This window comes from Methylobacterium phyllosphaerae, assembly GCF_001936175.1.
Classification (GTDB): domain Bacteria; phylum Pseudomonadota; class Alphaproteobacteria; order Rhizobiales; family Beijerinckiaceae; genus Methylobacterium; species Methylobacterium fujisawaense.
In genome coordinates this window covers 4,078,861-4,102,319 of sequence record NZ_CP015367.1, presented here as the reverse complement: position 1 = coordinate 4,102,319, position 23,459 = coordinate 4,078,861, and the positions used below count along the sequence as shown (strand labels likewise).

The following is a 23,459-nucleotide window of genomic DNA, read 5'->3' as shown; positions in this document are numbered from 1 at the left end:
CGAGGGCCGGGCTCGCGGATCGGCGCAGCGAAGCGTGTCCGGCGACGCTAGGCAGCCGTCGTGGTTGAAATGTGACGCGGGGACGACGCAGCGCCGCACGCCGGTTGAAGGCGCGGCCGCCGCGGTCCATGCTGCCGGCACGCCATCCCGCATGCCACCCCGCGCCGCGGGCCCAAGGAGGGCACAAGCCCCATGACCATCCGCTTCCCCGACCCCGATCCCGCGATCCTCGCCCGCCGCGACGCGATCCTGGCCGGCCTCGCGCCCCTGGTCGCGCCGGAGGCGCTGGTGGTCAGCGAGGACGAGCGCCGGGCCTTCGAGACCGACGGGCTCACCGCCTACCGGCAGATGCCGCTCGCCGTGGTGCTGCCCTCCACCACCGCGGAAGTGGCCGCCGTGATGGCCTATTGCCACGCCAACAACGTGCGGGTCGTCCCCCGGGGCGCCGGCACCTCGCTCGCGGGCGGCGCCATCGCGCAGGCCGACGCGATCATCCTGGGCGTCGGCAAGATGACCAAGGTCCTCGACCTCGACTTCGCCAATCGCACCGCCCGGGTGCAGAGCGGCATCACCAACCTCGCCATCTCGGGGGCGGTCTCCCACGAGGGCTTCTTCTACGCCCCCGATCCGTCGAGCCAGCTCGCCTGCACGATCGCCGGCAACATCGCGATGAATTCCGGCGGCGCCCACTGCCTGAAATACGGCGTGACCACCAACAACCTGCTTGGCGTCACCCTGGTGCTCAACGACGGCACCGTGGTGGAGATCGGCGGCGAACACCTCGACAGCGGCAGCTACGACCTGCTCGGCCTCGTCTGCGGCTCGGAGGGTCAGCTCGGCATCGTCACCGAGGCCACCGTGCGGATCCTGCGGGCGGCGGAAGGGGCGCGGCCGGTGCTGGTCGGCTTCTCGAAGGTGGAGGATGCGGGCGACTGCGTGGCCGCGATCATCGCGGCCGGCATCATCCCGGTGGCGATCGAGTACATGGATCGCGAGGCGATCCTCATCACCGAGGATTTCGCCCAGGCCGGCTACCCCCGCGACGCCGAGGCGATGCTGATCATCGAGGTCGAGGGCTCGGATGCCGAGTGCGACGCGATGCTGGCGCGGATCGAGACGATCGCCAAGGATTTCCGCCCGACCAGCGTGCGGGTCTCGCGCTCGGAGGCGGAATCGGCCGCGATCTGGAAGGGCCGGAAATCGGCCTTCGGGGCCACCGGCCGGATCTCCGACTACATCTGCATGGACGGCACGATCCCCACCGGCCAGCTCGGTCCGGTGCTGGAGCGGATCGGCGCGATCTGCGCCGGGAAGGGCCTGCGGGTCGCCAACGTGTTCCACGCGGGCGACGGCAACCTGCATCCGCTGATCCTGTTCGACATCAACACGCCCGGCGAATTGCAGAAGGCCGAGGCCGCGGGCGACGAGATCTTGAAGCTCTGCGTCGAGGTGGGCGGCTGCCTCACCGGCGAGCACGGCGTCGGCATCGAGAAGCGCGACCTGATGCGCTTCCAGTACGATCAGGTCGATCTCGAGCAGCAGATGCGGGTGAAGGCGGTGTTCGATCCGGACTGGATGCTGAACCCCGCCAAGGTCTTTCCGCTGGATGGGCGGCTCGCGGCCTGATCGGCGGCCGCGTGACCGTCTGGCCGGACCGCAGCCGGCCTGAACCCACAGCGCGCCAGGGCGCCCTGCAGGACCTGCGGACGGTGAGGACGCGACCGTCTCCGATCGCGCGCCTACGACCGTCCGGCTTCCGCCGCCGCGATCAGGCGGCCTCGACCTTGCGGCCGGCACGCGGCTTGGTCGCGGCGGCCGAAGCCTTGCGCCGGCTCGGGGCGGGGGCGGAGACCGCCTCGTCAGCGGGTTCCGCATCCTTGTCGGCGGACTGAGACCGGCCCGGCTGGCCGAGACCGAGGCTCTTCGCGAGAGCCGAGCGCTGGGCCGAGTAGTTCGCCGAGGTGGTCGGGTAATCGGCCGGCAGGCCGTAGCGCTCCCGATAGCTCTGCGGATCGAGCCCGTGCTTGGTCAGGTGGCGCTTCAGCGTCTTGTACGACTTGCCGTCGATGAAGCTGACCAGTCCGTCAGGGCGGATCGACTTGCGGATCTGAGCCGGCGTCGGCCGCTCGACGCTCTCGGTCGCCGGGGCGACCGGGCCGGATCCGATCGCGTTCAGGGCCTCATGGATGCTCGCGATCAGGGCCGGCAAATCGGCCGAGGGTAGCGAGTTGTTGGAAACGTAGGCCGCGACGACGTCCACGGTCCGTTCGATGTAGTCCAATTGCGATGTCGGCGCAGCTTCTGACATTCTCTCTTTCCTCGGCGCAAAAGCCTGGTTGGATCCTCACTTTTCGCGAGTTAAGACAGCGTCCAGAAAATGCAAGGCGATTCATACAATTATCTGTGATCGTGCAGAAGTCTAAACCTCGATCACGCGGCTGGGCTTACAGGGTATGGTTGCATTGATGGCACTTGAGGCGCACTTCTGAAGCGCTTTATCCCCGCCGGTCCCACGAATGCTAGCCGGATCCTGGAGCCGGGTTTTCGCTGGCGGCAGAGACCTTTACCGCCCGGACCGAGGGCGCACCTAGACGATCGCTCACGATTGCCCTGCGGTCATGCCGGGACAACGCTCGATCTTCGTACAGTTGTGGAAAGACGGGCGGGGCGCCTGCGTCATTTTCGCCCGCCGATCGCGACGTTAGACGAAAGTCTTACGCGGATCGAAGGCATCGCGCACAGCCTCGCCGGCGAAGACGAGCAGGCTCAACATCACGGCGATGACCAGGAAGCCGGTCAATCCGAGCCACGGCGCGGTCAGATTGTCCTTGCCCTGCGCGAGAAGCTCTCCGAGGGAGGGGGAGCCCGGCGGCAGGCCGAAGCCGAGGAAGTCCAGGGACGTCAGGGTGGTGATCGAGCCGTTCAGGATGAACGGCAGGAAGGTCAGGGTCGCCACCATGGCATTCGGCAGCAGATGAACCGTCATGATGCGGATGTTCGACAGGCCCAGCGCCCGCGCGGCCCGGACGTATTCAAAATTCCGGGCTCGCAGGAACTCGGCGCGCACGACGCTGACCAGCGCCACCCACGAGAACAGCAGCATGATCCCGAGCAGGACGAAGAAGCCCGGGGCAATGAAGGCCGAGATGATGATGATCAGGTAGAGGGTCGGGATGCCGCCCCAGACCTCGATGAAGCGCTGGAAGGCGAGATCGACCCAGCCGCCGAAATAACCCTGCACGGCCCCCGCGACGACGCCGATCACCGAGGAGACCGCGGCCAGGATCAGGCCGAACAGCACCGAGATTCGGAAGCCGTAGATCACCCGCGCGAGCACGTCCCGGGTGGTGTTGTCGGTGCCGAGCCAGTGCCAGGGAATGTCCGCGCAGCCCGTGCCGCCGAGCTTCTCGGCCACGGGCCGGCATTGCGCGTCGGTGAGCATCCAGGTGGGCGGCGACGGCGACGGCGTCGGCAGATCCTCGTTGATCGTGTCGTACGAGAACGGGATCGGCGGCCAGAGCGCCCAGCCGTTCGCCACGATCTCCTTGCGGATCTCCGAGGACCGGTAATCGGTCGTCGCGAGGAAGCCGCCGAACTTCTCCTCGGGATAATCGACCAGCACCGGGACCAGCCACTCGCCCTTGTAGGACAGCAGGATCGGGCGGTCGTTGGCGATGAATTCCGCGAACAGGCTGAGGACGAACAGGACCGCGAAAATCAGGAACGACCCGTAGCCGAGCCGGTTGCGGCGGAAATTGTCGAGGCGGCGCCGGTTGAGCGGCGACAGGCGGGTACGCCGGCCCGCGGCGGCGACCGGGACCGGTGCCCCCTCGTCCGGCCGCAGGACCAGCGGCTGGGCGCCGGGCATCGGCGCGGGCACGACCTCGCTCTCGCCGGGACGCGTGACCTCGTTCATCCGTGCTGTCTCCCGGCCCGTGCCGCGCGCCATCCCGCTGCCCCGGGGCTTGCCCAGAGATCCGGGCAGCCCCAGGACCGGCCGGACGGGGAGCGGCTGAGGGGGCTCAGCCGTCGAGCCGGGTCGCGGTGCCCTCGATCTCGGTGGGACGCAGACCGCCGCTGCGCTCCATCCAGCGGCGCAGCAGACGGACATTGCGGCGGTTGGCCTTGAAGGCGGCGTCGAACAGGTCGCCCGCCAGCGGCACCGCACCGATCAGCCCGTCGAAGGCGACGTTCATCCCCATCCGGGCCAGCAGCCAGCGCGGCGCGCCCAGGCGCTTCGCCTCGTAGACGATGAAGGAGGAGATCACCATGCCGGCCACGTCGCCGATCACCGGCACGAGGCCGATCAGCGCGTCGAACCCGACCCGCCGGTTGATGCCCGGGATGACGAAGGCCGTGTCCATCAGGTGGGCCAGCGTCTCCAGCCGGGCGAGGCTCGCCTCCCGGCCGAGATCCGCCTTCAGGAAGGCGGGGTTGGAGGGCGTCGCGCCCCCGGGGAACGTCTCGGCACGGGCGAAACGCCCGGCCTGGGCAGCCTGGGTGAAGTCCATGGTCGGGATCCGTCGGGAAGTCATCGTCCGCAACGATGTGGCCCCCCGGTCGGATCCCCGCAAGGACGGGGCCGCCGCGGGTCACGCCGCCCTCCCGGCAAGACCGCTCATGCGGTCGAGGGCCGCATCCAGGGTGGCGTCGTCCTTGGCGAAACACAGCCGGACGATGTTGCGGACGGCGGCGTCCGGGTAGAAGGCGCTCACGGGGATCGCCGCGACGCCGTGCCGGGTGACGAGCGCCTCGCAGAATGCCGCGTCGTCGGCGTAGCCGAGATTCGCGACGTCGATGTTGAGGAACCACGTGGCCCGGGCCGGCAGCACGGTGAAGCCGAGGCCGCGCAGGCCGTCCGCGAGCCGGTCGCGGGACCGGGCATAGCCGGCGCGCATGGCCTCGAACCACGGGGCCGGCTTGCCCAGCCCGTAGGCCACCGCCTCCTGGAGGTTCGGGGGCGTGGTGAAGGTGAGGAACTGGTGCGCCTTGGCGAGCCCGCGCATCAGACGGGCATCGGCCATCACGAAGCCGACCTTCCAGCCGGTGAGCGAGAAGATCTTGCCCGCCGAGCCGATCTTGACGGTCCGCTCCCGCATCCCGGGCAGCGCCATCAGCGGCCGGTGGCGCGCACCGTCGAACACCACGTGCTCCCAGACCTCGTCGCAGAGCGCGGTCACGTCGAACCGCTGGCAGTAGCGGGCGAGCAGGTCGAGATCCTCGGGGGCGAACAGCGTGGCGCTCGGGTTGAGGGGATTGTTCAGCACCACGACGCGGGTCCGCGCCCCGAAGGCTTCCGCCAGCGCGGCCTCGTCGAGGCGGAAGGCCGGGGGTTGCAGCGCCACGATCCGCGGCACGCCGCCCGCCCGCCGCACGAGGGGCAGGTAGGCGTCGTACATGGGCGCGAACAGCACGACCTCGTCGCCGGGCTCGATCAGCGCCAGGAGCGCGCCGGCCAGCGCCTCCGTGGCCCCGGAGGTGACCATCACCTCGGTCTCCGGGTCGAGGACGAGACCCTGGTGCCGCGCGTAATGGGCGGCGACCGCCTCCCGCAGGGCCGGCAGCCCCATCATCGGGGGATACTGGTTCCAGCCGTCGCGGAGCGCCCGCGCGCCCCGCTCGCGGACATCCTCCGGCCCGGGATCGTCGGGGAAGCCCTGGCCGAGATTGATCGCGCCGTGGACCCGCGCGAGCCGGGACATGGTCTCGAACACCGTCGTGGGGAGGGCGTCGAAGACGGGGTTGATGAAGGCGGGCGTCATGGGGCGCGGCTGTGGGCGCCGGGCATCGAGGGGGTCGGCATCGCCGGCCTGTAGCATGGGCGCCGCGCGTTGCGGAATGTGCGCGGTCGCACAGACCCGGATTCCGACGCGCACGCACCGGCTGACGAATGTTGACATTCATCACCCGTATCTTAGGTTCGGATCACGGCCGGAGCGGCGCACACGCCGACGGAGCTTCGCCCCCTCGCTCCGTCAGCGGGGTTCCGCTCCGGTCCCCAAGAAGGGCCATCGACTTGCGGGTCGGTGGCCCTTTCGGCATGTCCGGAGGCGGCCGCTCCGATCGTCGGGCGGGTCTTCCGGATGCGACGATGCGGCCTTCCTCACGCACGGTCCTCGGCTGCCTGATCCTGGCGCTGCTGATCGGCGGCGTCGGGATCGGCCTGCGCCGCGCCGTGACCGTCACCCCGGTGGATGACGCCTTCCGCGCGGTGCTGCGGGCCTATGCGGCGCCGGATGCGGCCGGCGGGACCCAGCAACACGACTGAAACGTCGCCGCCCTAGTGACGGCGCATTGGCCGGGCACCGGTAAGTGCACCGACAGGTGACCTCGCAGGTGACCTCGCAGGTGAACCCGCAGGTGAACATGTCGCCGCGGTAAGGAGCCGTTCGGGGCCCGGACAGCTTTATGGGCGTATGCTCCCGCACACGGGATCGGAGCCGTCGGTTCCCGAGGGACAGGGCGGCTTCAGGACAGGTCTTCGGGACGCGGCGTTCCGGAGGCGGAGTGGGGGCTTCGACAGCGAGGGATAGGGTGCCGCCGGTCGCGCAGGCGACCGGCATGTGCTCTAGTCAGGCATGAACGAGAGTTCACCGATCCGGACCGACACGGCCCGGGCTTACCAGCCCGGCGAGGCGCCCGCGCGGGAGGTCCGGACGCGGCGCTTCCGGCCGATCCGCTGGCTCGTGATCCTGATGCTGCTCGCCGGCGCCGGGGCGATCGGTCATCGCTGGTACGAGGCGCGCACCGACAAGGGCGCGGAGCCCGCGACGGCGCACAAGGGCGGCGGCCGCGGCGGCCGGCACGGCGGCGCCGACATGCCGCAGGCGGTGGGCGTCGCGGCGGTCACGACCGGCGACATGCCGGTGGTGCTCCAGGGCCTCGGCACGGTGACGCCGCTGGCTACCGTGACGGTGAAGTCGCAGATCAGCGGCTATCTCACCCAGGTGAAGTTCCGCGAGGGCCAGACCGTGAAGGCCGGCGACGAACTCGCGCAGATCGATTCCCGGCCCTACGAGGCGCTGCTCGCCCAGTACCAGGGCCAGCTCTCCCGCGATCAGGCGCTCCTGCAGAACTCGAAGCTCGACCTGCAGCGCTACCAGACCCTGAACCGGCAGGACTCGATCTCGAAGCAGAACGTCGACACCCAGGGCGCCCTGGTGAAGCAGAACGAGGGCACGGTCGCGGCCGATCAAGCGCTGGTCGACCAGCAGAAGCTCAACATCGCCTACACGCACATCACGTCGCCGGTGGACGGGCGGGTCGGCCTGCGTCAGGTCGACCAGGGCAACTACATCTCGGCCGCCTCCACGGCGATCGTGGTGGTGACCCAGCTCCACCCGATCTCGGTGATCTTCACCCTGCCGGAGGACGACGTGGCGCGGGTGATGCGGCAGGTGCGGGCGGGCGCGAAGCTGACCGTGCGGGCCTACGACCGCGGCGACGCCCACGAGATCGCCGCCGGCCGGCTCGACACGGTCGACAACCAGATCGACACGACCACCGGCACGGTGAAGCTGCGCGCGCTGTTCGACAACGGCGACGAGGAGCTGTTCCCGAACCAGTTCGTGAACGCCAAGCTCACCGTCGACACGGTGCGGGGCGCGGCGCTCGTGCCGAATGCGAGCCTGCTCCAGGGTACGCCCGGCACCTACGTCTACCTGATGGACGGGGACAACAAGGTCACGGTCCGGCCGATCAAGACCGGCGAGACCGACGGGACCAACACCGTGGTGGTCTCGGGCCTGAAGCCCGGGGATCGGGTCGTCACCGACGGCACCGACCGGCTGAAGGACGGCGCCCCGGTGCGGATCACGGAGGGCGCACAGGCGGCGGCAGGGGACGGGAAGGCCGCGGAGGCCAAGCCCGACGGCAAGGGTGAGGTGAAGTCCGGCGCGCCGACCGACGCGGCGGCGGATGCCCAAGGGACAGCGGAGGGCGGTCGTCGGCACCGGCGCCGTCAGGCGCAGTGAGGACGGGTCTGGCGCGCGGGACCCGCGGCCTCCCCTCCCCCTTCCGCGGAGTCGGGGAGATTCCGGAAGGTCAGTCCCAGTCTCCTCCTCATCCTGAGGTGCGGCGAAGCCGCCTCGAAGGAGGGCTTCAGGGATCGCGCGCCCGGCTGGAGGGCTCCTTCGAGGCCTGCGCTGCGCTTCGGCACCTTAGGATGAGGGCGCGGATGGGACGTCCGTGCCCCCCGATTCAAGCCTCCCTGCAGCGCAGGCTGTCCGGCGCGGAAGGGTCGCGCCCATGAACCCGTCCCGCCTCTTCATCCTGCGCCCGGTGGCGACGACGCTGCTGATGCTGGCGATCCTGATCGTCGGCGGCGTGTCGTACCTGAACCTGCCGGTCTCGGCGCTGCCGGCCGTCGACTACCCGACGATCCAGATCCAGACCTTCTATCCCGGCGCCAGCCCCGAGGTGATGACTTCCTCGGTCACGGCGCCCCTGGAGCGGCAGTTCGGGCAGCTCGCCAACCTCAACCAGATGACCTCGCAATCCTCCGCGGGGGCCTCGGTCATCACCCTGCAGTTCAGCCTGGACCTGTCCCTCGACATCGCCGAGCAGCAGGTCCAGGCGGCGATCAACGCCGCCGGCAACCTGCTGCCCTCGGACCTGCCGGCGCCACCGATCTACGCCAAGGTCAACCCGGCCGACGCGCCGGTCCTCACCCTGGCGCTGACGTCGAAGACCCTGCCACTCACCCAGGTGCGCGACCTCGCCGAATCGCGCCTCGCGCAGAAGATCAGCCAGGTGGCGGGCGTCGGCCTCGTGAGCATCTCGGGCGGCCAGCGCCCGGCCGTGCGGGTGCGGTTCAACGCCCGGGCGCTCGCCGCCTACGGGCTCAACATCGACGACCTGCGCACCACGATCACCAACCTCAACGTCAACACGCCCAAGGGCACGATCGACGGGCCGACGCAGTCCTACGCGATCAACGCCAACGACCAGATCCGCGACCCGAAGGCCTACAATTCGGCGATCATCGCCTACCGCAACGGCGCCCCGGTGATGCTCTCGGAGGTCGCCGACGTGGTCGAGGGGCCGGAGAACACCAAGCTCGGCGCCTGGGCCGACGCGACGCCGGCGGTGATCCTCAACATCCAGCGCCAGCCCGGCGCCAACGTCATCGCCACCGTCGACAAGATCAAGGCGCTGCTGCCGCAGCTCCAGGCGAGCCTGCCGGCCGCCGTGGCGGTGGCGCCGCTGACCGACCGCACCACCACGATCCGCGCCTCCGTGGAGGACGTGCAGTTCGAGCTGGGCCTCGCCATCGCCCTGGTGGTGCTGGTGATCTTCCTGTTCCTGCGCAGCCTGTCGGCGACCCTGATCCCGAGCCTGTCCGTGCCCCTGTCGCTGATCGGCGCCCTGTCGGTGATGGACCTCTACGGCTTCTCCCTCGACAACCTGTCGCTGATGGCGCTGACCATCGCCACCGGCTTCGTGGTCGACGACGCCATCGTGGTGATCGAGAACATCGCCCGCCACGTCGAGGCCGGCGATTCGCCCCTGGAGGCGGCGCTCAAGGGCTCCCGCGAGATCGGCTTCACCATCATCTCGCTCACCGTCTCGCTGATCGCGGTGCTGATCCCGCTGCTCTTCATGGGCGACGTGGTCGGGCGGCTGTTCCACGAATTCGCCATCACGCTGGCGGCCACCATCATCATCTCGGCGGTGGTCTCGCTGACGCTGGTGCCGATGCTGTGCGCGCGGCTCCTGAAGCACGTGCCCGAGGCCGAGACCCGCCGCCGGGAGGGCGTGCTCTCCCGTCTCGGCCGGCGCGCCATCGACGCCACCATCGCGTCGTACGGACGCTCCCTCCGGGTGGTCCTCGACCACCAGGGCCTGACGCTGCTGGTGGCGCTCGGCACGCTGGGGCTCACCGTCTACCTGTTCGTGGTGATCCCCAAGGGCTTCTTCCCCGTGCAGGACACGGGCGTGATCCAGGGCATCACCCAGGCGGACCAGTCCGTCTCCTACGCGGCCATGGCCGAGCGCCAGCAGCGCATGGCCGAGATCGTCCTCAAGGACCCGGACGTGGCCAGCCTGTCCTCGTTCATCGGGGTCGACGGCCAGAACGTCACGCTCAATTCCGGCCGGATGCTGATCAACCTGAAGCCCCGGGATGAGCGCACGGCCTCGGCCAGCGCGATCATCCGGCGGATCTCGGCGGCGGTCGCGAACGAGCCGGGCATGCGGCTGTACATGCAGCCGGTCCAGGACCTGACCATCGACACGGCGGTCTCGGCGACCCAGTACCAGGTCATCCTCGAGAGCCCGAACATCGACGATTTCGAGACCTGGGTGCCGCGCTTCACCGCGGCGCTGGCGAAGTCGCCCGTGGTGGCGGACGTGGCGAGCGACCACCAGGGCCAGGGGCTCGCCGCCTACGTGACCATCGACCGGCCCACCGCCGGCCGCTACGGCATCACCCCGGCCACGATCGACAACGCCCTCTACGACGCCTTCGGCCAGCGCATCATCTCGACGATCTTCACCCAGTCCAACCAGTACCGGGTGATCCTGGAGGCCGATCCGAAGCTGCACACGACCCTGCGCAGCCTCGACGCGATCTACCTGCCCTCCTCCACGGCGACCAACGGGCAGGTGCCGCTCTCCGCGGTGGCGCGGATCAGCGAGCGGCGGGCGCCGCTCCTGATCTCGCATCTCGGCCAGTTCCCGGCCACCACCGTGTCGTTCAACCTCGCCCCGGGCGCCGCCCTCGGTCAGGCGGTCGAGGCGATCGACACGGTCAAGGCCGAGATCGGCCTGCCGCCCTCGTTCCGGGTGGTGCCGCAGGGCTCGGTCTTCGCCTTCCAGTCGGCGCTCGGCAACGAGCTGTTCCTCGTGCTGGCGGCGATCGTCACCGTCTACATCGTGCTCGGCGTGCTCTACGAGAGCTTCATCCACCCGATCACCATCCTGTCGACCCTGCCGTCGGCGGGGATCGGGGCCCTGCTCGGCCTGATGCTGTTCGGCCTGTCGCTCGACATCATCGCGGTGATCGGCATCGTCCTGCTGATCGGCATCGTGAAGAAGAACGCCATCATGATGATCGACTTCGCGCTCCAGGCGGAGCGCGAGGACGGGCTCGAGCCCCGGGAGGCGATCTTCCAGGCCTGCCTCCTGCGCTTCCGGCCGATCCTGATGACGACGCTGGCGGCTCTGTTCGCCGCGGTGCCGCTGATCCTGGGCACCGGCGTGGGCTCGGAGCTGCGCCAGCCGCTCGGCATCTGCATCGCGGGCGGCCTGATCGTCAGCCAGGTGCTGACGCTGTTCACGACGCCGGTGATTTACTTGGCCTTCGACCGGTTGGAGCGGCGGATTTCCGGGCGGCGGGGGCCCGGGTTGGAGCGTGGTGAGGTCCTGCCATGACGAAGCGGGACGTTTCCAAGGCATCCCCTCCCCCCTCTGCGGGGGAGGGTGGCCCCTGCGTCAGCAGGGGTCGGGAGAGGGGCAGCGCGACAGTTCAGGATATGGAACCCGTCGCGACCTTTCCGGATGCGTCGCTCCCCTCTCCCGACGTCCTTCGGGGGCCACCCTCCCCCGCACAGGGGGGCGGGAGGGTGTGTGACAGGTCCGACTCAGGGTCACCTCGGAACGACCTGCGTTACAGCAGGCCCGATCCACGCCTGCGCGCCTTTGCCCGAGAGCAGCGGCAATCCTACACGCAGGCTGAGGATGCCTTCTGGCAGCAGGTGCGCGGCAGGCACTTTCACGGCCTGAAATTCCGCCGTCAGGTTCCGATCCCGCCTTACATCGCCGACTTCCTCTGCGCCTCTGCACGGCTGATCGTCGAGCTGGACGGCGAGCCGCATGAGACGGAGGGACGCCGTCTCCGCGATGCGAAGCGCGATGCTTGGCTGAAGCGCCAGGGCTTCACGGTTCTGCGCTTCCCGAACGAGGTTGTGCTCAGCAATCTGTACGCTGTGCTGGAAGCGGTCGGTGCAGCTATCGCGGCGCGGTCAGGACGTAGCTCTTCCCTCCCCCCTCTGCGGGGGAGGGTGGCCCCCGAAGGGGGTCGGGAGAGGGGAGCGACGGTGCAGAATGCGGCCGCGCCCGTCATGAAGGCCTCGCCTTATCCAGAACCCGGGTCCCCTCTCCCGACCCCTGCTGACGCAGGGGCCACCCTCCCCCGCAGAGGGGGGAGGGAGAGATGCGGCATCGGTCGCTTCTCTTCCGGTGAGGATGCGCCAGCCAGCCACCCACCCCACGGGAGCCCCATCCCGTGAACATCTCCGAGCCGTTCATCCGGCGGCCGGTGGCGACCACGCTGCTCACGATCGGCGTGCTGCTGGCGGGCGTGTTCGCCTTCCTGAAGCTGCCGGTGGCGCCGCTGCCGCAGATCGACTTCCCGGTCATCCTCGTCCAGGCGCAGATGGCCGGCGCCTCGCCCGAGACCATGGCCACCACCGTGGCGGCGCCGCTCGAACGGCGGCTCGGCGCCATCGCCGACGTCAACGAGATGACGTCGACGAACGCCCTCGGCTCCACCCGGATCGTGCTGCTGTTCGGCCTGAACCGCGACATCGACGGTGCGGCCCGCGACGTCCAGGCCGCCATCAACGCGGCCCGCGCCGACCTGCCGGCCTCGCTCCGGCAGAACCCGACCTACCGGAAGTTCAACCCCGCCGACACGCCGATCATCATCCTCGGCATGACCTCGGAGACGCTCACCCGCGGGCAGGTCTACGATTCCGCCGCCACCGTGGTGCAGCAGAAGCTGTCGCAGCTGCCCGGTGTCGGCAATGTCGATATCGGCGGCTCGTCCCTGCCGGCGGTGCGGGTCGAGCTCGATCCCACGGCCCTGTTCAACTACGGCATCGGCCTCGAAGGCATCCGGGCGGCTTTGGCCTCGGCCAACGCCAACTCGCCCAAGGGCGAGATCGATGCGGGCGACCGCCGCTACCAGCTCTACGCCAACGACCAGGGCCGCAAGGCCGCCGATTACCGCGACATCATCGTGGCCTACCGCAACGGCGCCGCGGTGAAGCTCACCGACGTGGGGGAGGTGCTCGACGGGGTCGAGGACAAGCGCAACCTCGGCATCGTCAACGGCAAGCCCGGCGTGCTGCTGTTCGTCTACAAGCAGCCCGGCGCCAACGTGGTCGAGACCATCAACGCCGTGAAGGAGGCCCTGCCGCAGATCACCGCGGCGCTGCCGGGCGGCATCGACATCAAGCTCACCGGCGACCGCAGCGCCACGATCCGCGCCTCGCTCTCGGCCACCGAGGAGACGCTGCTGGTGGCGGTCGGCCTCGTCATCCTGGTGGTCTTCGCCTTCCTGCGCTCCTGGCGGGCGACCCTGGTCCCGGCGGTCGCCGTGCCGATCTCGATCATCGGCACCTTCTCGGCGATGTACCTGCTCGGCTACTCGCTCAACATCCTGTCGCTGACCGCGCTGATCATCGGCACCGGCTTCGTGGTCGACGACGCCATCGTGGTGCTGGAGAACGTCCAGCGGCACATCGAAGAGGGCAAGCCCCGGCTCCAGGCGGCGCTGATCGGCGCCCGGGAGGTCGGCTTCACGGTGATCTCGATGAGCCTGTCGCTCATCGCGGTGTTCCTGCCGATCCTGCTGATGGGCGGCCTCGTCGGGCGCATCTTCCAGGAATTCTCCGTCACCCTGTCGCTGTCGATCCTGATCTCTTTGGTCCTCTCGCTCACCACGACGCCGATGATGTGCGCCCGGCTACTCCGGGCCGAGGGGCACGGCCCCAACGGCGAACCCCCGGCGGGCGGCCGGCCGAACTGGCTGATCCGGATGCTGGAAGGCGGCTTCTCGCGTCTGCTCGGCGCCTACGAACGGACCCTCGCGGTGGCGCTCGCCCATCCGCGGCTCGTGCTGCTGAGCCTGCTCGCCACAGTCGGCCTCAACGTCTACCTCTACATCATCGTCCCGAAGGGCTTCTTCCCCGAGCAGGATACCGGGCAGATGATGGGCGGCATCCAGGCCGACCAGCGCATCTCGTTCCAGTCCATGGAGAAGAAGCTCAAGCAGGCGACCGCGATCGTCGGCGCGGATCCGGCGGTGGAAAGCGTCGTCGGCTTCACGGGGGGCCGCGGCACCAACTCGGCCAACGTCTTCGTCGGCCTGAAGCCGCTCAACGAGCGGGCGCCGATCTCCGCGGTCATGGCGCGGCTGCGGCCGAAGCTCGCGCAAGTTGCGGGGGCGCGCCTCTACGTCTTCCCGCGCCAGGACCTGCAGATGGGCGGGCGCCAGAGCTTCGCCCAGTACCAGTACACCCTTCAAGGCGACACTGCCGCGGAGCTGTTCGCCGCCGCCCCGAAGCTGGTGGCGGCCCTGCAGAAGGATCCGACCTTCGCGGACGTAACCTCGGACCAGCAGGAGGGCGGGCTGGAGAGCCGGGTCGTGATCGACCGGGCGACCGCGTTCCGCTACGGCATCACGCCGATCAAGATCGACAACACCCTCTACGACGCGTTCGGCCAGCGTCAGGTCTCGACGATCTACAATCCGCTGAACCAGTACCACGTCGTGATGGAGATCGCGCCGCGCTACCTGGAGACGCCGGAGACGCTCAAGCAGATCTACGTCTCGACCTCGGGCGGCAACGCGCCGGGCTCGGCCACCACCAACGCGGTCGCCGGCACGGTGGCGGCGGGCGGGACCGTCAACATCAACACGGCGACCGGCACCAGCAGCCCGGGCAGCGGGTCGTCGGCGAGTGCCGCGACCGGCGCCGCCACCGGCTCCGGGGCGGTGGGCGGCTCGGGCAGCGCGGGCGCCGTCGTGGCGGCGGCCGCCGCCTCCGCCATCAGCACGGCCGACACCGCCTCGAACGCCGCCGCCATCGCGTCCGACTCGGCCCGCAACGCCTCCTCCAACGCCATCGCGGCGAGCAAGGGCGGGGCCTCGTCGAGCGCGCCCGTCTCGGCCGCCAAGGAGACGATGGTGCCGCTCTCGGCCTTCGCGCGGATCGAGCCCGGCAGCGCCCCCGTGCAGGTGAGCCACCAGGGCCTGTTCGTGGCGACGACGATCTCGTTCAACCTCGCGCCGGGCAAGAGCCTGTCGGACGCCACCGACGCCATCGACCGGGCCATGGCCTCCCTGCAGCTCCCGGCCACGATCCACGGCGAGTATGCCGGCGCGGCCAAGAACTACGTCGCCTCGGCCTCCCGCCAGCCGCTCCTGATCCTGGCGGCGATCCTGGCAGTCTACGCGGTCCTGGGGATCCTCTACGAGAGCTTCGTGCACCCGCTGACGATCCTCTCCACCCTGCCCTCGGCCGGCGTCGGCGCCGTGCTGGCGCTGCTGGTGACCGGCACCGACTTCACCATCATCGCGCTGATCGCCGTGTTCCTGCTCATCGGCATCGTGAAGAAGAACGCGATCATGATGATCGACGTGGCGATCGATTCCGAGCGGACCCGGGGCGCGAATCCCGTGGACGCGATCCGCGAGGCCTGTCTCCTGCGCTTCCGGCCGATCATGATGACGACGCTGGCGGCCATGCTCGGCGCCGTGCCGCTGATCCTGGCCAACGGCGAGGGCGCGGAGCTGCGCCGCCCGCTCGGCATCGCCATCGTCGGCGGGTTGATTGTGAGCCAGATCCTGACCCTCTACACCACCCCCGTCGTCTACCTCACCCTCGATCGCCTCCGGCACAGGGTGCTCAACCGGCGCAGGCGCGCGGGACGGGGCGGAGAAGCGGCGCTGCCGGCCGGAGAGTGATGGTTAAGGTTTCACGTGAAACAGCGGCGGCTCCGGTCGGGTGTGAACATCTGTCCAACCCACGCCCTCATCCTGAGGTGCCCGCAGCAGCGGGCCCCGAAGGAGGGTTCCAGGGATCGCGCATCTGGTTGGAGCCGTCCTTCGAGGACACCGCTGCGCTCCGGCACCTCGACATGAGGGCGCGGGTAGGCATGACGCCTGCGTCCGTCGGATTGTTGAGCCGCGAACCTGCCGCTGCCAATCGCCGGCGCCGCACCCTCGCATCCCTCCTCCTCGCCGCCCCGCTCCTCGCCGGCTGCGTGGTTGGCCCCGACTACACCCGGCCCTCTGTGGAGACGCCCTTCGCCTACAAGCAGGGCGGCGTCCGCGAGGACAGCCCGGCCTATGTCGCGGCGCGCAAGAACGGCTGGCGCGAGGCCCGGCCCAACGACGCCGTGGAGCGCGGCGACTGGTGGCGGGTCTTTCGGGATCCGAATCTCGACCGGCTGATCCGCCTCGTCGACGTCGACAACCAGTCCCTCCGGCAGGCGGTGGCGAATTACCGGCAGGCCCGGGCCCTCGTCGCCTCCGCGCAGGCCGCCCTGTATCCGACGGTGATCGGCGCGCCGAGCATCACCCGGACCGGCAGCGGCACCACCACACGCACCAACGTGGCGCTGCTCGGCCAGGCGAGCTGGGAGCTCGACCTGTTCGGCGGCACGCGCCGGACCATCGAGAGCGAGGCGGCCCTGGCGCAATCCGACGCCGCCACCCTCGCGCTGACCCGCTTGAGCATCCAGGCGGAGATCGCCGCCGACTACCTGACGGTGCGCTACGCGGATTCGCTCCAAAAGGTGCTCGAGGAGAACGTCGAGAATTTCAAGAAGACCTTGGCGATCACCGAGAACCAGTACGCCGCGGGCGTCGCGGCCCGGTCCGACGTGATCACCGCGCAGACCCAGGTCCAGACCATCGAGGCCCAGGCCATCGCGGTGCGCCTGACCCGCGTGCAGTACGTCAACGCCATCGCCACCCTGATCGGGCGCCCGCCCTCGGAGGTGTCGATCCCGGTGGCCGGAATCCCGCGCAATCCACCCGGCGTGCCGGTGGGCATCCCCGGCGACCTCCTGGAACGGCGCCCGGACGTGGCCCAGGCCGAGCGCCTCGTCCAGGCGCAGAGCGAGCGCATCGGCGTAGCGGTGGCGGCCTTCTTCCCCACCGTGACCATCTCGGCCCAGGGCGGCATCTCGGGGGCGACCCGCAACGGCCTGCTCTCGGCCGCCAACCAGGTCTGGTCTGTGGCGGCCTCCGGCAGCGAGGTGTTGTTCGACGGCGGCGCCCGCACGGCGGCCCTGCGCTCGGCCGAGGCCGGCTACGATTCTGCCGTGGCCGGCTACCGGCAGGTGGTGCTGGCCGCCTTCGCCGAGGTCGAGAACCAGATGGCGGCCCTGCGTATCCTCGGCCAGCAGCAGAAGGCACAGGACACCGCCGTGGACCTGTCGCGCAAGGCCGTGGAGATCACCCTCAACGAGTACCGGGCCGGCACCCAGAACTTCACCACGGTGGTGACCGCGCAGAGCCTGCTCGTGAACAACGAGGTCAACGCCCTACAAGTGCGGCTGAGCCGCTTCACTGCGGCGGTCACGCTGATCCGCGCCCTCGGCGGCGGGTGGGACGTGCGCTCGCTGCCGAGCGATTCCGAGCTGAAGGGTCCGAGCCTGCCGATCGACCGGGGCGGGCAGGCGGTGCGCCCCGACGAGTAGGGATTTGCGGGCGCGGGCGGCCGGCTTCCGGTCGAGGCCGTCCGGTGATGCAACCCTCCGCATCGGCGCGACGTCGCAAAGCGGCCCAGGGTCCGGCGGCGTCGAAGGGCGTGACGGTGTCGGTCACCCCGGAAGACGTGGCTGTGGGCTCAGGGTTCGAGGAACCGGGTATGCATGCGGGGTTCCTTGATCCTGGACCCGGCGCAGCATAGCCCCATAGGCGCCGGAACGGGCCTCGCCGTAGCGGGTTGTCAGGCCGGTTTGCCGCACTGCAGCCAGACGGGAGTCAGGGATGGCCGAGCCGACGACAGCCCTCAAGGATACGGCAGCCTGCGGCACGCAGCCGGCACCGCCCTGTACGCTGGTGATCTTCGGGGCCGGTGGCGACCTGACGAAGCGCCTGCTGATGCCCTCGCTCTACAATCTCGCGGGCGCGGGGCTCCTGGCCGAAGGCTTCTCGATCCTCGGCATCGACCACAACGACGGCACTGACGAATCCCTGCGCGACAACCTCACCCAGACCCTGGAGGCGTTCAGCAAGGACCCGACCTCGGAGTTCCACGCCGACCACATCGACCCGAAGAGCTGGGGCTTCATCCGAGACCGGCTCCACTACCTCAAGGGCGATTTCGAGAAGCCCGAGACCTACGCGGCCGTGAAGCAGAGGGTCACCGGCAGCGCGGTGTTCTACTGCGCGGTGGCGGCCCGCTTCTTCGGGACCATCGTGGACGGGCTCGGTCAGGCCGGGCTGCTCAAGCAGGAGGGCGACGGCTTCCGCCGCGTGGTGATCGAGAAGCCGTTCGGCTCCGATCTCGAATCGGCCCGGGCGCTCAATGCCCGGATCCTCAAACAGGGCGACGAGAACCAGTTCTACCGGATCGACCACTTCCTGGGTAAGGAGACCGTGCAGTCGATCATGGCGTTCCGCTTCGCCAACGGGCTGCTGGAGCCGGTCTGGCGGCGGGAATACATCGACAGCATCCAGATCACGGCGGCCGAGACGGTGGGCGTCGAGGAGCGCGGCGGCTTCTACGAGCCGACCGGGGCGCTGCGCGACATGGTGCCGAACCACATGTTCCAGCTCCTCTGCATGGTCGCCATGGAGCCGCCGAACTCCTTTGACGCGGAGGCCGTGCGCACCGAGAAGGCCAAGCTCGCCGAGGCCGTGAAGCCGATCCCGCCCGAGGATGCGGTGCGCGGCCAGTACACGGCCGGCACCTCGGAGGGGCGCGACGTGCCCGCCTACCGGGACGAGCCGCACGTGGCGAAGGACTCGGTCACCGAGACCTACATCGCCCTGAAGCTCAACATCGAGAACTGGCGCTGGGCCGGGGTGCCGTTCTACGTCCGCACCGGCAAGCGCATGACCGGGCGGCGCACCGAGATCGCGGTGCTGTTCAAGCCGGCGCCGTTCAAGATGTTCGAGGACACGCCCACCGCCGATCTCGCGCCCACCGTGATGCGGATCCAGATCGATCCCGATCACGGGGTCAGCACCGAATTCAACGTCAAGGTACCGGGGCCGCAGATGGCGATCGGCCGGGTCCGGTCCGGCTTCCGTTACAAGGACTTCTTCGCCGACCGGCCGAATGTCGGCTACGAGACGCTGCTCTACGATTGCATGACCGGCGACGCGACGCTGTTCCAGCGCGCCGACAACATCGAGGCCGGCTGGGCGGCGGTCGATCCGCTGCTCAAGGGCTGGCCGCAGGGAGAGGTGACCTTCTATCCGGCGGGCAGTGCCGGCCCGAAGGAAGCCGACGCACTCCTGGCTCGCGACGGCCGCCACTGGCTGGGTCTCGACGGCGAGACCGACTGAGAGGGGGCCGCCTCATCGGTTCTCCGCCGGGCGGCCGCACGATAGCCTTCCCCATTCGTGAGGATGCGACAGCCTTCCGGCGTCGAGAGGGTTGCCTCGGACGGGGGGCGCGTCACCGTCGACAGGCGCTTTCCGGACCGCGACGCCATCGACGATCTGACGGCGTTCGACAACCCGGCTCCCGCCATCGCCCCCGACGAGCGGTTGGTGAAGAGCGGCCTGCTGGAGGGATCGTCCCGCGCTCGATCGACCCGGCCGTCTGCCCAGCGGGCGGGAGCCGGTCGTGCACCGTCGTTCCGTCATCGCGTACGATGTGGCCGACGCGGCCATGCGCGTCCTGCACGGCGCTCCGCCGTGGCCGCCGAGCGGGAAACGAGGGCGCGGTCGTGGTCGCGGAGCGCTGAACCCGGATCCGGTTTCAGCGGCGCTTGAACGGCAGCATCGCGGCGACGGCGAGCGCGTCGACCCGGTTGTTGAGCGGGTCGCCGGCATGGCCCTTCACCCAGTGCCACGCCACGTCGTGCCGCTCGCGGGCGGCGTCGATCCGCCGCCACAGATCCTCGTTCTTCACCGGCTTCTTGTCGGCGGTGCGCCAGCCCCGGGCCTTCCAGGCGTGGATCCAGCTGGTGATGCCCTGGCGCAGGTACTGGGAGTCCGTGAACAGGTCGACGCGGCAGGGGCGCTTCAGGGCCTCCAGCGCCTCGATCGCCGCCAGGATCTCCATGCGGTTGTTGGTGGTGTGGGCCTCGCCCCCCGAGAGCTCCTTCCGGGTGTCGCCGAAGATCAGGATCGCGCCCCAGCCGCCCGGCCCGGGATTCCCCGAGCAGGCGCCGTCCGTGTAGATCGTGACGCGCTTCGGCTCGGCCGCGGCCTGGCCGCCCGGCCCGGTCTCGTCGGCGCTCACCGGGCCCTCAGCGCGGCCGCCCGTAATCCCACGCGTCCCGGGCCTGCCGGTGGAAGGTGAGCCGGCGATCGAATTCCCGCGGATCCTTCGGCTTCACCAGGGCGCCCGGGGGCACGTTCAGCCAGTCCACCAGCCGGGTGAGCATGAAGCGGAGCGCGGCGCCCCGGCACAGGATCGGCAGGGCCGCGACCTCGGCGGATTCGAGCGGCCGCACCGCCTCGTAGCCGGCGATCAGCCCGGCCGCCATGTCCCGGTGGAAGGTGCCGTCGGCCTCGAAGCACCACGCGTTAAGGCAGACCGCGAGGTCATACGCGAAAGCGTCCGTGCAGGCGAAGTAGAAGTCGATCAGGCCCGACAGGGCATCGCCGATGAAGAAGACGTTGTCGGTGAACAGGTCCGCGTGGATCACGCCGCTTGGCAGATTCCGCGGCCAGTGTGCCTCGAGGACGGCGAGGTCGGACCGGGTGCGCGCCGCGAGACCGGGCTCGACCGAATCGGCTTGGTCCTCGGCCTGCGCGAAGAGCGGCCGCCACGCGGAGACCGAGAGGTTGTTCTCCCGCACCATCGGGAAATCCCGGCCGGCGGCATGCAGCTCGGCCAGCGCCCGGCCGAGCGCCCGGCAATGCTCGACGCCCGGCGTCTTGACCGAGACGCCCTCCAGGAAGCTCACGATGGCGGCGGGGCGGCCGCAGAGCTGTCCGAGGGCCTGGCCGGCCCGGTCCCGCACGGGCTGCGGGCAGGCGAGGCCGCGGGCCGAGAGGTGCTCCATCAGCCCGATGAAGAACGGCAGGTCCTGTTCCCGGACCCGCTTCTCGTAGAGGGTCAGGATGTAGGAGCCCTGGGTGGTGTGCAGGAAGAAATTCGAGTTCTCGACCCCCTCGGCGATGCCCTTGAAGGAGAGCAGGCTGCCGATCGCGTAAGCGGACAGGAAGTCGGCGAGCGCCGCGTCGGATACCTCGGTGTAGACGGCCACGTGTTCGCGCTCTGATTTCGGAAGGTCAACATGGCAAGGGGCGCCGAAGCGCCCCCGCATAGAGCATGCCGAGCCTCAGGCCCGCGTGTCGGCCTGGACCGCCTACTCGGCGGCCTCGCTGCGCAGCTCCCGCGGCAGCGGGAAGACCATGTCCTCGATCACCGTCGAGACCGTGTCGACGATCACGTCGTAGCGGGCCGCGAACGCGTCGATGATCTCCTCCACCAGCACCTCGGGCGCCGAGGCGCCGGCGGTCAGGCCGAGCTTGCGGATGCCCTCGAAGGCCGGCCAGTCGATCTCCTCGGCGCGGAGCACCAGACGGGTGATCGGGCAGCCGACGCGTTCGGCGACCTCGCGCAGGCGCTGCGAGTTCGAGGAGTTCGACGAGCCGACGACGATCAGGGCGTCCACCAGCGGGGCCACCTGCTTCACCGCCTCCTGGCGATTCGTGGTGGCGTAGCAGATGTCGTCCTTGTGCGGCCCGGTGATGGTCGGGAACTTCTTCTTCAAGGCGTCGACGATGTGCCTTGTGTCGTCCACCGACAGGGTCGTCTGGGTGACCCAGGCGAGGTTGTCGGGATTGTCGGGGGTGAGAGCCGCGATCTGGTCGAGATCCTCAACCAGGGTGATCGAGCCCTTGGGCAGCTGGCCCATGGTCCCCACCACCTCCGGATGCCCGGAATGGCCGACCAGCAGCACGTGGCGGCCGCGCTTGTGATGGATCTCGGCCTCGCGGTGGACCTTGGTCACCAGCGGGCAAGTGGCGTCGATGGTGGTGAGCCCGCGCGAATCGGCGTTGGCCGGCACGGTCTTCGCCACGCCATGGGCGGAGAAGATCACCGGGGCGCCGCCGTCCGGCACCTCGTCGAGTTCGCGGACGAACACGGCACCCTTCCGCTTCAGGCTCTCGACCACGTACTTGTTGTGCACGATCTCGTGACGGACGTAGACGGGCGGCCCGTAGATGGCGAGAGCCCGTTCCACGACATCGATGGCCCGCACCACGCCGGCGCAGAAGCCGCGGGGGGCGCAGAGCAGGATTTCCAGCGGCGGCTTGCCGGCGGTGCCCGGAACGGGCTCGGTGGTCGCGATTTCGACGGTCATGAGGGGGATGTGGCGAGGGCGGGGCGGTCCTGTCAACAGGACTGGCCCAGGAACCGGGCGGGAAGAGGGAAGCGGAGCCGCTCTGTAGCACGATTGCCGCGGGAATTGGACCCGCGCCGTTCGCAGAGCGTCACGCAGGGCCGCTGCGCCGTCCGCGGTGGGGGACAGACGGTTTTCGTGAGCGACACCCGTCTCGTCTATGCGCAGGGCGCCGGCACAGCCGGCTAAAGCCGCCGGATGCCCGTCACGGCGCCGAAGCTGTGCGCCTCGATGCGGGCGACCGCCTCCGCCAGCGGCTCCGCCGCCACCGCCATGTGGTGGCCGTTGGCGTGGATCAGCGTCTCGGGATCGCGCATCAGCCCGACATGGCCGCGCCAGAACACGAGATCGCCCCGGCGCAGGTGCGCGAGGTCGAGGGGCAATGCCTGCCCGAGGGCCCTCTCCTGCATGTCGGCGTCGCGGGGGCAGGGCAGCCCCGCCATGTCCAGGCAGAGCTGCACCAGACCGGAGCAGTCGAGCCCGAGACTGGTGCGCCCACCCCAGAGATAGGGGGTCCCGGCCAGCCGCATGGCCGTGGCCACGTAATCCGGTTCGCGGCTCTCCACGGAGGCGCAATGCCGGGCGAACACATAGCCGCCCCGGGTCTCCAGATACGCGCCCGACTCACCGGTCGCCACGAGGCGGGCGCCGAGGCTGAGATGCCCGAGGACCGGCCGTTTCAGGTCCGGTTCGGGATACAGGAAGGTGCGCAGGGCCGTGACGCGGTGCGTCGGCTCCGGATCGGCCGGGCCCAGGCTGTCGGCGGGCAGGTAGCCGACATAGCCGTCGCGGGCGAGCTGCACGAAGGCGAAGCCCTCGGCCGCTTCGTAGAGATCGACCGCGTCGCCGAGGAGCGCCTCGGTGTCGAGCCCCGCGCCGGGATCGGGCTCGCGGCGCAGCGGCGCGGACGGCGCGGTCACGCGCAGCGGCGTACCGGCGACGTAGCGCGCCGCCGTGACGCGGTCCCGCAGGCGGAAATCGGCGACATGCGGCCGGGCCGGAGTCAGCCGGGGATCGAGGGGTTCGCTCATGCGCAGATCCTACCATGAATCCGACCCTGCCGGGCTGATGGGCGGGTCAGCGCGGTCGCGCCGGAGCAACGCTTCCGGACGCTCCTCTGCGCCACTATGCCGCGCCGAGCGGTACGGGGGCCTGGACGGCCCGGATTCCGCCGCCGGATTGCT

The 23,459-nt window shown here is 69.8% G+C and carries 16 protein-coding genes; 8 read left to right on the top strand and 8 right to left on the bottom strand.

The genetic code is table 11. The annotated features are described in order from the left end of the window. Window positions 1-192: 192 nt before the first annotated feature. Complete coding sequence (locus MCBMB27_RS18660) at window positions 193-1,626, top strand: FAD-linked oxidase C-terminal domain-containing protein (protein ID WP_043384819.1); 1,434 nt, start codon at window positions 193-195, stop codon at window positions 1,624-1,626. Between the two features lie 142 nt (window positions 1,627-1,768). Here MCBMB27_RS18660 and MCBMB27_RS18655 read toward each other — a convergent pair whose 3' ends face one another. From MCBMB27_RS18655 to MCBMB27_RS18640, 4 genes are all read right to left on the bottom strand, one after another. Beyond that, window positions 1,769-2,308 (bottom strand): Ros/MucR family transcriptional regulator, encoded by a 540-nt coding sequence (locus MCBMB27_RS18655; protein WP_043346338.1) that lies wholly within the window; start codon window positions 2,306-2,308, stop codon window positions 1,769-1,771. A 393-nt stretch (window positions 2,309-2,701) separates the two neighbouring features. After that, entirely contained in the window at window positions 2,702-3,916 is a 1,215-nt protein-coding gene (locus MCBMB27_RS18650; RefSeq protein ID WP_043384821.1) for an ABC transporter permease, read from the bottom strand. Between the two features lie 106 nt (window positions 3,917-4,022). Further along, entirely contained in the window at window positions 4,023-4,511 is a 489-nt protein-coding gene (locus MCBMB27_RS18645; RefSeq protein ID WP_043346332.1) for a DUF4112 domain-containing protein, read from the bottom strand. 81 nt (window positions 4,512-4,592) lie between these two features. Beyond that, window positions 4,593-5,762 (bottom strand): aminotransferase, encoded by a 1,170-nt coding sequence (locus MCBMB27_RS18640; protein ID WP_170861859.1) that lies wholly within the window; start codon window positions 5,760-5,762, stop codon window positions 4,593-4,595. A gap of 329 nt (window positions 5,763-6,091) precedes the next feature. Here MCBMB27_RS18640 and MCBMB27_RS18635 point away from each other — a divergent pair, with 329 nt between their 5' ends. The 7 genes from MCBMB27_RS18635 (at window position 6,092) to zwf (ending at window position 19,255) form a co-directional block, all read left to right on the top strand. Then, window positions 6,092-6,268, top strand: a complete 177-nt coding sequence (locus MCBMB27_RS18635; RefSeq protein ID WP_236952745.1) for a hypothetical protein — start codon at window positions 6,092-6,094, stop codon at window positions 6,266-6,268. Between the two features lie 310 nt (window positions 6,269-6,578). After that, a complete protein-coding gene (locus MCBMB27_RS18630) occupies window positions 6,579-7,973 on the top strand; it encodes an MdtA/MuxA family multidrug efflux RND transporter periplasmic adaptor subunit (protein WP_075381030.1) in 1,395 nt (464 codons plus the stop codon). 274 nt (window positions 7,974-8,247) lie between these two features. Then, window positions 8,248-11,373: an MdtB/MuxB family multidrug efflux RND transporter permease subunit gene (locus MCBMB27_RS18625; protein ID WP_043759610.1), complete on the top strand. Its 3,126-nt coding sequence runs from the start codon at window positions 8,248-8,250 to the stop codon at window positions 11,371-11,373. Continuing rightward, a complete protein-coding gene (locus MCBMB27_RS18620) occupies window positions 11,370-12,230 on the top strand; it encodes an endonuclease domain-containing protein (RefSeq protein WP_335632437.1) in 861 nt (286 codons plus the stop codon). Before MCBMB27_RS18625 ends, MCBMB27_RS18620 begins: the two co-directional genes overlap by 4 nt. After that, on the top strand, window positions 12,227-15,694 hold the full coding sequence (locus MCBMB27_RS18615) for an efflux RND transporter permease subunit (protein WP_075381028.1): 3,468 nt from the start codon (window positions 12,227-12,229) through the stop codon (window positions 15,692-15,694). Before MCBMB27_RS18620 ends, MCBMB27_RS18615 begins: the two co-directional genes overlap by 4 nt. Window positions 15,695-15,909: 215 nt before the next feature. Then, the gene (locus tag MCBMB27_RS18610; RefSeq protein ID WP_075381027.1) at window positions 15,910-17,436 is read left to right on the top strand and encodes an efflux transporter outer membrane subunit; all 1,527 of its coding nucleotides are present in this window, start codon (window positions 15,910-15,912) and stop codon (window positions 17,434-17,436) included. A 292-nt stretch (window positions 17,437-17,728) separates the two neighbouring features. Beyond that, window positions 17,729-19,255, top strand: a complete 1,527-nt coding sequence (gene zwf / locus MCBMB27_RS18605) for a glucose-6-phosphate dehydrogenase (protein WP_075381026.1) — start codon at window positions 17,729-17,731, stop codon at window positions 19,253-19,255. 418 nt (window positions 19,256-19,673) lie between these two features. On the opposite strand, the gene rnhA is transcribed toward zwf, so the two are convergent. The 4 genes from rnhA to MCBMB27_RS18585 all read right to left on the bottom strand — a co-directional run bounded on the left by rnhA (window position 19,674) and on the right by MCBMB27_RS18585 (window position 23,306). Further along, entirely contained in the window at window positions 19,674-20,159 is a 486-nt protein-coding gene (gene rnhA, locus MCBMB27_RS18600) for a ribonuclease HI (RefSeq protein ID WP_053611321.1), read from the bottom strand. Window positions 20,160-20,166: 7 nt separating this feature from the next. Then, on the bottom strand, window positions 20,167-21,132 hold the full coding sequence (gene thrB / locus MCBMB27_RS18595; protein WP_053611322.1) for a homoserine kinase: 966 nt from the start codon (window positions 21,130-21,132) through the stop codon (window positions 20,167-20,169). 102 nt (window positions 21,133-21,234) lie between these two features. Then, window positions 21,235-22,236: a 4-hydroxy-3-methylbut-2-enyl diphosphate reductase gene (gene ispH / locus MCBMB27_RS18590; protein ID WP_043346311.1), complete on the bottom strand. Its 1,002-nt coding sequence runs from the start codon at window positions 22,234-22,236 to the stop codon at window positions 21,235-21,237. A gap of 224 nt (window positions 22,237-22,460) precedes the next feature. Continuing rightward, window positions 22,461-23,306 (bottom strand): C40 family peptidase, encoded by an 846-nt coding sequence (locus tag MCBMB27_RS18585; protein WP_075381025.1) that lies wholly within the window; start codon window positions 23,304-23,306, stop codon window positions 22,461-22,463. Between the last annotated feature and the right edge of the window lie 153 nt (window positions 23,307-23,459).

What these genes read in the sequence shown, in the direction of transcription:
- MCBMB27_RS18655 (WP_043346338.1), bottom strand. Translation starts at nt 2,308, where the DNA reads ATGTCAGAAGCTGCGCCGACATCGCAATTGGACTACATCGAACGGACC.
- MCBMB27_RS18650 (WP_043384821.1), bottom strand. Translation starts at nt 3,916, where the DNA reads ATGAACGAGGTCACGCGTCCCGGCGAGAGCGAGGTCGTGCCCGCGCCG.
- MCBMB27_RS18625 (WP_043759610.1), top strand. Translation starts at nt 8,248, where the DNA reads ATGAACCCGTCCCGCCTCTTCATCCTGCGCCCGGTGGCGACGACGCTG.
- MCBMB27_RS18630 (WP_075381030.1), top strand. Translation starts at nt 6,579, where the DNA reads ATGAACGAGAGTTCACCGATCCGGACCGACACGGCCCGGGCTTACCAG.
- MCBMB27_RS18620 (WP_335632437.1), top strand. Translation starts at nt 11,370, where the DNA reads ATGACGAAGCGGGACGTTTCCAAGGCATCCCCTCCCCCCTCTGCGGGG.
- MCBMB27_RS18645 (WP_043346332.1), bottom strand. Translation starts at nt 4,511, where the DNA reads ATGGACTTCACCCAGGCTGCCCAGGCCGGGCGTTTCGCCCGTGCCGAG.
- zwf (WP_075381026.1), top strand. Translation starts at nt 17,729, where the DNA reads ATGGCCGAGCCGACGACAGCCCTCAAGGATACGGCAGCCTGCGGCACG.
- MCBMB27_RS18585 (WP_075381025.1), bottom strand. Translation starts at nt 23,306, where the DNA reads ATGAGCGAACCCCTCGATCCCCGGCTGACTCCGGCCCGGCCGCATGTC.
- ispH (WP_043346311.1), bottom strand. Translation starts at nt 22,236, where the DNA reads ATGACCGTCGAAATCGCGACCACCGAGCCCGTTCCGGGCACCGCCGGC.
- MCBMB27_RS18660 (WP_043384819.1), top strand. Translation starts at nt 193, where the DNA reads ATGACCATCCGCTTCCCCGACCCCGATCCCGCGATCCTCGCCCGCCGC.
- MCBMB27_RS18640 (WP_170861859.1), bottom strand. Translation starts at nt 5,762, where the DNA reads ATGACGCCCGCCTTCATCAACCCCGTCTTCGACGCCCTCCCCACGACG.
- MCBMB27_RS18635 (WP_236952745.1), top strand. Translation starts at nt 6,092, where the DNA reads ATGCGGCCTTCCTCACGCACGGTCCTCGGCTGCCTGATCCTGGCGCTG.